At 34.2% G+C, this 11,278-nt stretch carries 8 protein-coding genes; 3 read left to right on the top strand and 5 right to left on the bottom strand.

Going from position 1 to position 11,278, the window contains the following annotated elements:
* The first annotated feature begins 107 nt into the window (after positions 1-107).
* On the top strand, positions 108-782 hold the full coding sequence (locus tag P2086_RS13560) for an NADPH-dependent F420 reductase (protein WP_317897282.1): 675 nt from the start codon (positions 108-110) through the stop codon (positions 780-782).
* Between the two features lie 53 nt (positions 783-835).
* Here the strand turns inward: P2086_RS13560 and P2086_RS13565 are convergent, their stop codons facing one another.
* From P2086_RS13565 to P2086_RS13585, 5 genes are all read right to left on the bottom strand, one after another.
* The gene (locus P2086_RS13565) at positions 836-3,415 is read right to left on the bottom strand and encodes a DUF2341 domain-containing protein (RefSeq protein WP_317897283.1); all 2,580 of its coding nucleotides are present in this window, start codon (positions 3,413-3,415) and stop codon (positions 836-838) included.
* A 107-nt stretch (positions 3,416-3,522) separates the two neighbouring features.
* Entirely contained in the window at positions 3,523-5,346 is a 1,824-nt protein-coding gene (locus P2086_RS13570; RefSeq protein WP_317897284.1) for a DUF8202 domain-containing protein, read from the bottom strand.
* Positions 5,347-5,545: 199 nt separating this feature from the next.
* Positions 5,546-6,883 carry an ABC transporter permease gene (locus tag P2086_RS13575; RefSeq protein WP_317897285.1) on the bottom strand — a complete coding sequence of 446 codons (1,338 nt, stop codon included), beginning with the start codon at positions 6,881-6,883 and terminating at the stop codon, positions 5,546-5,548.
* Between the two features lie 10 nt (positions 6,884-6,893).
* Positions 6,894-7,847, bottom strand: a complete 954-nt coding sequence (locus P2086_RS13580; RefSeq protein WP_317897286.1) for an ABC transporter ATP-binding protein — start codon at positions 7,845-7,847, stop codon at positions 6,894-6,896.
* Between the two features lie 69 nt (positions 7,848-7,916).
* A complete protein-coding gene (locus P2086_RS13585; RefSeq protein ID WP_317897287.1) occupies positions 7,917-8,486 on the bottom strand; it encodes a DUF502 domain-containing protein in 570 nt (189 codons plus the stop codon).
* 724 nt (positions 8,487-9,210) lie between these two features.
* Between P2086_RS13585 and P2086_RS13590 the strand changes: the two genes are divergently transcribed.
* Positions 9,211-10,503 (top strand): sensor histidine kinase, encoded by a 1,293-nt coding sequence (locus P2086_RS13590; RefSeq protein ID WP_317897288.1) that lies wholly within the window; start codon positions 9,211-9,213, stop codon positions 10,501-10,503.
* Complete coding sequence (locus P2086_RS13595) at positions 10,500-11,252, top strand: LytR/AlgR family response regulator transcription factor (protein WP_317897289.1); 753 nt, start codon at positions 10,500-10,502, stop codon at positions 11,250-11,252. Before P2086_RS13590 ends, P2086_RS13595 begins: the two co-directional genes overlap by 4 nt.
* Positions 11,253-11,278: the final 26 nt, after the last annotated feature.

Below are 11,278 nucleotides of genomic sequence, written 5' to 3' on the forward strand. Positions count from 1 at the left end.
TCCTTTAAAAATTATTTTCATACTGTTGAATTTGACAGTTATTGTAATAACGTTTTAAGATGTTTATTTTTGACACTATATTTTTTACAGTATTAAATTAAAAAAACATGAAAATTGCAATTTTAGGTACAGGTGGTGTTGGCAAGGCCTTCGCTACAAGGTTAACAGACTTAGGACATGAAGTGTGTGTTGGAACAAGAGACGTTTCAAAAACTTTAGAAAAAGATGGCGAAGCGGGATTTAAACACTTTCAATCACTAAACCCAAAAGTAAAACTCGCGACATTTTCTGATGCGGCAGCATTTGGTGAAATAGTAATCAATGTATCAAAGGGTGCAAACACCATGGACGTGATTAAGGCTGCAAGCAGTAACTTGAAAGGGAAAGTTCTTGTAGATATTTCGAATCCTCTTGATTTTAGTAATGGAATGCCACCTTCTTTAATACCGGAATACAGCAACACAAATTCACTGGGCGAAGAAATTCAAAAATATTTACCCGATACTAAGGTTGTAAAGACATTGAATACCATGTGGAACGGTTTAATGATTAATCCGGCACTTATTGGAAATGGAGATCATGTAAATTATATCTGCGGTAACGATACTGAAGCAAAGAAAAAAGTAATTTCTCTTTTAAACGAGTTTGGTTGGAAAAAGGAATCCCTACTCGACCTTGGAGATATTAATGCCGCCAGGGCAACGGAAGCCGTACTTCCAATTTGGTTAAGAGTTTACGGAGCTAAACAAAGTGGCGCGTTTAATTTTAAAATCGTGAGCTAGATTGAAATATTCAGGTAACTAGTTTACCACGATTTTTTTTGTTGAATAAAAAACTAGTCCTTAATAACTATTTTTTTTGCTGGAAGACTAAAGTTATTTCCTTTGCAAAGCAAAGTATAAACGCCAACATCTAAGTTGTGTTCTAATTGAAAATTGCTTTTACCTTTTTGAAGATGAATATTTTTTTCGAAAACGATTTTTCCTAAGGCATCAATAATAATGAGTTGAACCTCGTTGTAATTTTGATCTAATTCAAACTGAATATTTAATTGAGAGTCAGTGGGATTAGGATAAATAAGCATGTTATTATTTGTGTTATTACAAGTATTTGCAATAACTTCAAAACTTTGTTTATGTCCATCAAAATCAACTTGTGTCAATCGGTAATAAACTACATCATTGTTTTTAAAAGTATCATTTGCGGAATAGTCTTTTACTGAACTACTATTTCCTGCGCCTTTTTTGCGATCAAACTCCATCCATTTTTCGCCGTCCAAACTTCGTTCGACGATAAAATAATTGTTATTGTTTTCTGATGCTGTTTTCCAATTCAATAAAATAGTATTTGAAATACAAGTCGCTTTAAATTCCAACAGTGTTATTGGTAGTGGATTAACCCCTGCTGATTTTGAACCAAAAGTGAAGGGACTAAAAGCTGTAACCACAGCAGTTGTTGTTATCGTTCCAGTACCAGTTCCAGAACAGGTTGATCCACCAACTGTAGAACCTGCCCTTTCATCCCAGGAAGCCCCGTTCCATCGCGCAATGGTAAGATCAGGACAATCATTAATAACACTTTGCCCGGCGTTTTCCCAATACAAGGAAACGTTTGCATTTCCAGTACCAACGGTTCTATCAATTTGCCAATATTCTAACTTACTTATGTTATTAAGTGGCGAATTAACCGGCGCGGTATTTGTGAACGCTGCATCAAAATACTCAGCTCTATATGTTGAAGAAGCTGAAATATTAGTTACTGCTGCCCTTCTCCACTTAGTTCCCTTACCGGTAGGAAAAACAAAATTTGCTGTGCCTGCTTTTGATATGGGACCAGAAATAAAACTACTTGCTGAACCACTTGTAGAAGTGGCGCCTGTGCCCAATGCTAAAATGTTGGTTGCTGTTGTGTTCACAATACCAGAAGTCAAAGTTAAGTTGCCAGATACACTTACGTCCTTATTAAGAACAATTGTTGGATTAGAGCTATAGGTATTGTTAATGGTTAAATTGGTTAAATTATAAGTACCAGCACCTGAAATATTTTGCTCTTGAACATTGGACGAAGTGCTATTCAAATTAATAGCACTTGAGCCAGTGCCGCCATTAATAGTGCCACAGTTAGTTATGTCATATGTTACTGAAAGTACTCTGTTGTTGCCAAAACTTAGTGTGACTCCTGTTCTAACCCACAAAGATGCGATTTGACCGCTGGTATTATAATTTGGTTGATTTGTTACATTCGGCAAAATAATATCGTCACCAGAACTCGGCGCAGAACCAGAAGCCCAATTGGCGTTAGTAGTCCAATTAGTATTAGTTGATCCATCCCAAACCGCTGGTTCAACCGAAATGCTGTAAAACGTTGAAGGTGAACTTTGATTGTTATATTCTGTTAGCAACCAATCTGCTGAAAGAACTGATTTTGCTACATGCACTTCATCGATTCTTCCATTTAAACGATTTCCTGTTTCACCCGCTGCGGTTTCACCAGCAATGGAACAATTTCCATTATCTGTTCCCCAATTATTGAGATATGAGCCTGATGCTACTTGCACACCATTAACGTAAATTCGCTTTATTTTGTTAGTTATATCTGCAACCGCGGTTAAAAAGTACCAGGTATTATTAGTTATTGTGTTATTTGGAGTATCTAAACTTACAGGATTTGATGATCTGGAAAAAAACCGTAAAGCTCCAGAACCCGGATCGCCCAAACTCAAAGCATAGCCTCCCGTATTGTTTACATCATCACAAAACATACGCTGACCGGCAGTTCCAACATTCCCAGAATACATCCAACCCGACATGGTAAAATCTGTTGTTAGGTTAGGAAACGAACTGGAAACTTCTAGCCACTGTGTTCCATTATTAGCCCGTCCATCGTTAATAAATGCTGGTGATTGATTGGTTGTGCCATTATTTGTTACGTTGTTGCCGCTTGGTGAATTGTCTACAAAACTAGAATTTTCAAGGTGCCAAACGCCATGATAATTTGTCCAAACATTAGAACTAGATTGGTTTGTAGTAAAGGTTGTACTACCATAATACATATAAATATCTGTATTAATACTTGTTGAAAGATTCGGAATAAGCACCCATGCAGTATACTGACCGTTCGTGGACGTATATTTTTCCATTTGAAAAGTTAGCAAAGTAATGCCGTCACTAGCTGTAAAAACAATATCAAAACCGCTCGTGCTTTCAACATGTCCAGAACTACCGGTATGGCGCAAGTCATTGTCTGATGCAATATTTATAAGTACTGGAAAATTTGTAAGGTCACTAGGCCCCATTACTTTTGTGGGATCAAAAGTGATTCTTTTACGATAGTTATAAGAACAAATTACTTGTGAAAATAACTGCAAGCAAAAAAACAAACATAATACACTACTAAGAAAACGCTTAGTGTTCATTTATTAAAAATACAAAAAAAACAAAATGGTTTAATGCAAAAAATATCTAGATTTTAGTACCCTTTTGTTAATTACCTCAATGGTTTACTAATATTTCGACTAAATCTTTACTGAATAATTAGTTTCTGAGATGAGAAGTTAACTAATTCCGAATGAAGCAAAAGCGTATACGCGCCGGATTTCAAACTTAAAGGGATTTTAATAGTTACATTTCCTTTTTTAAGTTCCATTTTCTCCAACAAACACAATTTCCCTAATGCATTGATGATTTTAATTTCGGCTGTTCCGTAATTTTTAGAAAGATTTAATTCCACAGATAATTCATTTATTGCTGGATTTGGATATATAATCATTTTATCATCTCCATTGATACAATTTGAAGAAATGAGGTCGAACGTTTCTGTGTTTCCATCATAATCAACCTGAGTTAACCGGTAATATCGCAATTCATTTTTTTTGAACCCATCGGTGAACGAATATTTTTTATAAGTCTTTGTAGTTCCCGAACCTTCAATATGTTTAAGGTCCAGCCAGTTCTCTCCATCCGAGCTTCTTTCTATCACAAAAAAGGCATTTCCCGTTTCAGAAATAGTAGTCCAATTTAAATCAATTGTTTTTTCATGGCAAGTGCTTCTAAATTCTGTTAATTCAATTGGCAAAGGCGTAGTTCCTGGACTTACTGAACCTATAGTAAAATAATCACCATCGCTAAAATTTACTCCAGCAACTGTAAATAAATTTCCAGTTAAAATACCAGTCAAAGGTGCTACATCATTATCCGCAAAGCCATCTCCGTCACCGTCTATCAGCAGTCTAAGGTCGGCCTGAACTTTCGCTCCCGGAACTATACTTAAATCAATGGAAAAATCAACCGTACCAATATTACCAGTGTGAGCAACGCGCCATACTCTGCTTAACCGGCGTAAAACTGCTGATCCATCCACGTCTACTGTATTTGGTGTAATCATTGTAGCATTATTGCTTCCCCACATTAAAAAGTCCCCATTACTTAAAGCACTTGGGTTTTGCATACGGATAAAGTCATTACTACTTTGGTTCTTACTATTACTTTGATTAAGTCCCGAACCGTTATCTTGACCAATGCCTGTAATGTCTGTTACATACCCACTGTGTGTAGTCGTTGCTGGATAAATAACGGTTCCACCAGAAGAAAGGTAATTTATTGAAGTACTTTGATTTAGCGAAAACCCATATTTTATTGCAAGGTAAGATTCAATTCTTTGTTTATTTGTGGCTGATGGGATGTTGTTGTAGATAACTATTTCGCTTAAATCTCCATTCATTCCTCCTGTAGTATTTGTGGCGTGCCTGCCAATTCGCATATTTGGCGGTGTTGTTGTTTCAGACGCATTACTTTGTGTTGCTTCTAAAATACTATTTACATAAATACGCGATAAGGTATTTGAAGAAGAGTTATAGACGCGGTCGATACTCACCAATTGAAATCCGTTTGGATCGATAACAGTAGTAGATGTGGGGCCGCCTAAATTTCCACCACCATCATTTCTTTTTTGAAAGAAAAACCGATTTGTACCACCAGAAGCAACTACTTTAATGTCGTATAACTCGTTAGTTCCTGTAGTTCTATCAAGTACATAATCACCGGCTCCATCATTAGTTCCGCCGGCATTTGCTGAAGTTAATTTTACAACAAAAAAACCAGAATAGTCACTTGTACCGTTTATACCTAAACTAGCAACGTCTAAAAAGTGTGTTCCTGCAAATCTTACGACTGGATTCCCATTTGCACCTGAACTAAAATAAGTCGGTCTTACACCTGAAGTAGCTTGGGTAGCGTTAAAACCATTTCCACTCAAATCATTCCATTGCTGAACAGCTGTATTGTTTGCACATAAAGTCGTACCAGCATTTTGGTATACACTAGAATTGGCTTTAACCCAAAAGCGCATACCAGTTGAATACCCTCCTGGTGATTGTGCGTTAAGAAGATTAATTAAACTACAACAGGAGAAAAATAAATAATAATAAAACCGATTTCTAGTATTCCTATATCTCAATAACATTTATCAAAATGTACTTTACTTTGAGACTGCAAGGTATGTAATTTAAGTTTACTACCATTGGAATTTCGACGAATACGTTTGAAGATTACTTGTAAAACAACCATTTACCAAGCTCCCGCCAGCTGGTTTTTTTACCGTACATTAAAATTCCGGTTCGGTAAATCCTACCTGCTAACCAAGTCATTAATATAAAAGATACAAAAAGAATAAATAAGGATAATACTAATTCCCAGGCAGGAACCCCGCTTGTAATGCGCGACATCATAACAATAGGGGAGGTAAACGGAATCATGGATCCCCAAAATACAGTGGACGAATCGGGATCTGTTAGGGTTTTGATGGCAATAAAATAACCTGCCATCATGGGAATCATGACGGGAGTAATGAACTGCTGAGAGTCTGCCTCTGAATCTACCGCACTACCAATGGCAGCCATTATTGAACTGTAAAACAAATAGCCTAAAATAAAGTATAGAAAAAAACAAACAAAAACCTGAGTGAAATTTATCTTCTCTATTTTTTGAAGTGTGTCAAACAACTCCAATTTATCATCAAATTTTTCAAGTTTACTGAAGTCTACATTGGTGCCGTTTTTTTTCACCAGCTCTTGTTGTTCTTGGAATACTTTTAACTGAGCTGTTGCATCCTTTAAGAAAAACACCGATAACAAAGTGCTTAGACCAAAAGTAATGATGCCCATAATTACAAACTGAATGATGCCAAGTGCTGCAACACCTAATATTTTCCCAAGCATCAGTTCAAAAGGTTTTACTGAAGAAACAATTACTTCTACAATTCTATTGGTTTTTTCTTCCATTACACTTCTAAACACCATCATGCCATACATTAAAATAAAAATGAACATGAGGGCACCTGAAATAAAACCAATAAAACCAAAACTGTTTTGTTCTTGAGTTTTTCCAATATCATCCACTTTTGTGAGAATAACTCTTACGCTTTGTTTGGAGTTTAAAATAATATTAGGATCAATATCGTTGGCTTTTAATTTGTTCTCATAAATAATTTTCTCTAACTGATCTTTAATATAGGTTTGAAATCCAAAGCCTGGCGACTTCTTATAGTAGAGTTTCACAGCTCCTGCTCCACCTTCAATAATGGTTGGTGAAATCCATAACAAACAAGTAAATCCCTGTTTAGTAAACTGTTCAATAGCCGATTGTAATTTTCTTTCGTCAGAATATGTCAAAGAAATATAATCGTTACCACTTAATTTACCACTAAATAATTGCGACTCATCAATTACCAAAACCTTTTGTTCGGTTTTTTCAGAACTTGACATTTTAACTATAAAGGCTATAAAGCCCGTAATTAAGAGCGGAGCCAGAATAGTCATTATAATAAATGTTTTATTAAATAACTTTGATTTTAATTCGCGGCCTATGATTAATCCTAATTTACTCATATTGAATTTTTTATTCGGTAAAATTACTTTGGGTTCCTAGAATTTGATTTCCCTCATTCACTTTGGTAATAAAGATGTCGTTCATGCTTGGAATTAATTCATTATAGGAAATAATTTCGCATGATGATACAAGCGTTTGCAACAAATTACTGGACGAAAAACCAGGTGCCAGTTTAATAACAAAGGTGTGAATATCGTCTTCGGTCTCTTTTTGCAGCACTTCCCCACCCGTCCATAAAGCATTTGTGAAACCCAAAGCGCTACCTTTAAATGAAACTTTAAAGGTGTTACTTCTATATAATTTACGTATTTCTTTTACCGAACCGTCTAGTATTTTTTCAGCTTTATTAATTAAGGCGATGTTGTTACATAACTCTTCAACACTTCCCATGTTATGCGTTGAGAAAATAACTGTTGCACCTTTTCTCTGTAGTTCAAGGATTTCGTTTTTAATTAATTGGGCGTTTATGGGATCAAAGCCACTAAAAGGTTCGTCGAGAATTAACAACTCAGGCTCGTGAATAACGGTAACGATAAATTGCACTTTTTGCTGCATGCCTTTGCTCAACTCTTCCACTTTCTTTTTCCACCAACTTTGCATTTCAAATTTTGCAAACCAATAATTAAGACGTTTTTTAGCATCCCACTTACTTAATCCTTTTAAACGTGCAAGGTAAAGTACTTGATCGCCAACGGTCATTTTTTTATAAAGACCGCGTTCTTCGGGCAGGTAACCAATCTGTTCTACATGTCGTGCCTGCAATTTTTCACCTTTAAAAAGTATTTCTCCTGTGTCAGGACCAGTAATTTGATTGATGATACGAATAAGAGAAGTTTTACCTGCGCCATTTGGACCTAATAGCCCAAACACTGCCTTTTCAGAGACACTTAAAGAGACATCGTTTAGTGCAACATGATTACTGTAGCGTTTTGAAACATTGTTAATCCTTAGTATTTCTGCCATCTTTAAAAATAAAATTCAAATTTATAAAATTAATTTTTGCTGAAAAGTATTTTACACAAGCGGAAAAAATCAATCGACATCGGTAACGCCGCCACTTACCACAAACTTCATAGCATTAGAAGCGTCTGCATCTAAAGGTTTAATGTTTTTTGGAGATACAATAATTAACTTACCAGATAAAGAATATGAAAAAGGTAAATACACGGCTACCTTATCATGAATATTATAATCCCTAAGATCCTCCTGCGTAATAAATCCTATTTCGTGAATATCAGCTGTTGGATTCGTGAGTACAAGTACAGGTTTATTGAATTTTCGTTTGTTCCCTACAAAGGCGTTTGTGAAATCCTTAACAGGTGAATATATATGTCTGATAAAAGGCGCGTGTTCAAGTTTGTCTTCAAAAAAACTAAATGCACTTTTAAAAATATAAGAAGAAGCTAAAATACCCAACACCAAAACAAATCCAAGTGTGCCAATAAGACCAAGAGCCGCATTTAAAATTGGGTAATTACTAAATCCAACAAATGAGAATAATCCAGAAAAAACATCAAATAATTTTACTAAGATGATTCCGGTTATTATAAGAGGAATAAACAAAATTAATCCCTGCACAAAGAAGTTTAAGAAACGTTTCATAAAATCAAAAGTATCGAATATTAAGAGCACGAACTTATTTATTTACAACATTTTTTACAAGTTTTTTTAGATTTACAAATTGTTACAAGCGAATATTTAATGGTTATTATTGAAAAATTCCTCTCATAAATTTGAACAAAAAACTTACACGTCTATATCGATCATTTTTTTTGCGTCTCATAAGATATCGCTTTATTAGTTTTATTAGTTTTATTCTTTTAACATTTTATGAGCCTTAACGAATAATTTTAAAACCGATTACTTTACTTATGACCTCTAATAGTTTTCGAACTTCTGATAAAAGTTCTAAAGAATTTTATGCGATAAAAAAATTATTTCACTTTTGTTGTCACACATTATTGTTTACTCTTTAAGAACATTTAATCACCAAAGTAGTGTCAACAATTTTATTTTAATGGTTAGGTTTTTAACTTACATAAATCTTATAGCAGTTTAATTTATAGAACCATCTTACCTAAAATGAATGTCAAAAGCATGTTTTTGTACTCAAAGAACACTTGATATATGTTTGCAAGATTCGAAAGCGGTTAATTGAAAAAAATAATAGGAAAAATGCTTATTTAATTATTTAACAGTCTTTAGGAGTTATTACGAAAAAAGTATAGAAAACGAATTTCCAAAAATCCAACAAAAGTTAAACATAAATTGATTAGCATTGATTAATAATCATTTATATTTAATTAAATTTAACCATTTGAAAGCAATGAAACCCAAAAGAAAAAACACGCTTTATTCCCTTAAAGACAGCTTTTTTAAATTGATTTGTCTTCTTTTTTTATGGATTCTTGCTTTTTCCACAAACGAGTATAGGAAGGTAGATACTTTAAAAAGGCAGAATGAAAATTTAATATCAAAAACTGTAAAAATAAGCTTGCAATGTTTGATAGCTCACAAAACTACTACTTCTCAGTCATTTCTTAATTTCTTTAATTACGAACCTCACTTAATTAAACTTGTTGGAGCAGGATATGCGTCACAACAAAAATTTAATTTGGCTGGAGATAACTTTAAGTTAGGCTTGCTCGTTAATTTCATTGCACTGGTGCCGAAAATTACTTTCAATTTAAAATGTAATTTATACAAAAATTTAAGATATGCCATTCAAATGTATTTTGTATACCAATATGGTATTTCAAAGCAAAGCATAGGTACCCAAGTATTTGAAAAAGAACAAAGGTACAATCCTAAAAAAATAGAAAGCCAGAATGAAGTAGTGACAATTCAGAATCAGTCTCAATCACAGTATTTAGTCAAAAGAAATCATCTTGTTTTCGGAGTGATTACCATTTTAATTGTAACAATTCTAATTACATGGCTCATTATTCAGAAAAACAGACTAAAACTGCTCCAACAAAGAGCTGAATTTACCCAAAAACTTTTACGTTCGCAGATCAAACCTCATTTTATATCTAATAGTCTTTCGGCGATCCAAGGACTTATTTTGTCGGGTGAAGTAAGTCAGGCTGCCGAATACTTGGCTCGATTCAGCTTGTTTCTGCGGAACATTTTGGATAGTGCTGAGAATCTGTGCATAAGTCTTGATGAGGAAATAAACAACCTTAAACTCTATCTTGACATAGAACAAATTCGTTTTGAAAACGATTTCTTTTTGGACTTTAACTGCGAAAGGGATATTGATACTTCCGAAATTCTTATCCCATCATTTATTGCACAACCCTTTATCGAAAACGCCATCAATCATGGTTTATTACCTCTAAAAGATAGACAGCCAAGATTACGCATATCTATATATACAAAAACAAACTTTATTTTCTTTGAAATTGAAGATAACGGAGTTGGTCGTGACAAATCCCTTGGTCATAATACAAGGAGGTCAAGGGGCATAAAAATAGTTCTGAATAGTATTGATAATCTGAATCAACTTGGTAAAAGTAATGACAATAAGGTCGAAATTTTCGATTTGCATGACGTTAATAATTTACCTTCAGGAACAAAAGTGATAGTAAGACTAAAAAACTGCTCATTGAACGAATGATAACGACTCTTGTTATAGAAGATGAAAAGAAAAGTCTAACGGCTATTTGTGTACTTATAAATAAATATTGCTCCGATCTTAACATCTTAGGTGTCGCTACTAACGCTGACGAAGGTTACAAGCAAATTGTGAAATTGAAGCCCCAACTGGTATTTTTAGACATTCACATGCCTGGCCATAGTGGATTTGCTATGTTACGGCGGTTTAAAGAAATTAATTTTGAGGTAATATTTGTTACAGCCTTCGATAAATATGCTATTCAAGCTTTTGAATTTTGTGCAGTAGATTATATATTAAAACCTGTATTGGCAGACCGGCTTATCGAAGCGGTATCACATGCTGTTGAACGCATTAACTTTAAAACTGGATCAAATCTTATTATACACTTTGTACATTGTCTTGCCGACAAAGAAGATCTAATTACTAAATTTTCAGTTCATCATAATGGAAACGTTATTTTCATCGAGACAACGGACATTTGCTCAATAGAATCTGATGGTGAGGCGATTGTACTTAAACTTAATGATGGTGCGCATTATTATTCAAGCAAAAGGCTTCATGAGTTTGAAAAAACTCTCGAAGAAACACACAACTTCATACGAATTAATAAAAGTGTTTTGATTAATACCAAACACCTTAAAAGCTATTCAAAAGGTGAAATATGTGTTATTGAGTTAAATAATAATCAAACATTTGAAGTATCTCGCCGACGCAAAAATGAAATTCTAAAAAAACTAAGGGAACTTTAGTCGATTTAATTCAAGCTACAGTATTA

This window comes from Aurantibacillus circumpalustris (assembly GCF_029625215.1).
GTDB lineage: Bacteria > Bacteroidota > Bacteroidia > B-17B0 > Aurantibacillaceae > Aurantibacillus > Aurantibacillus circumpalustris.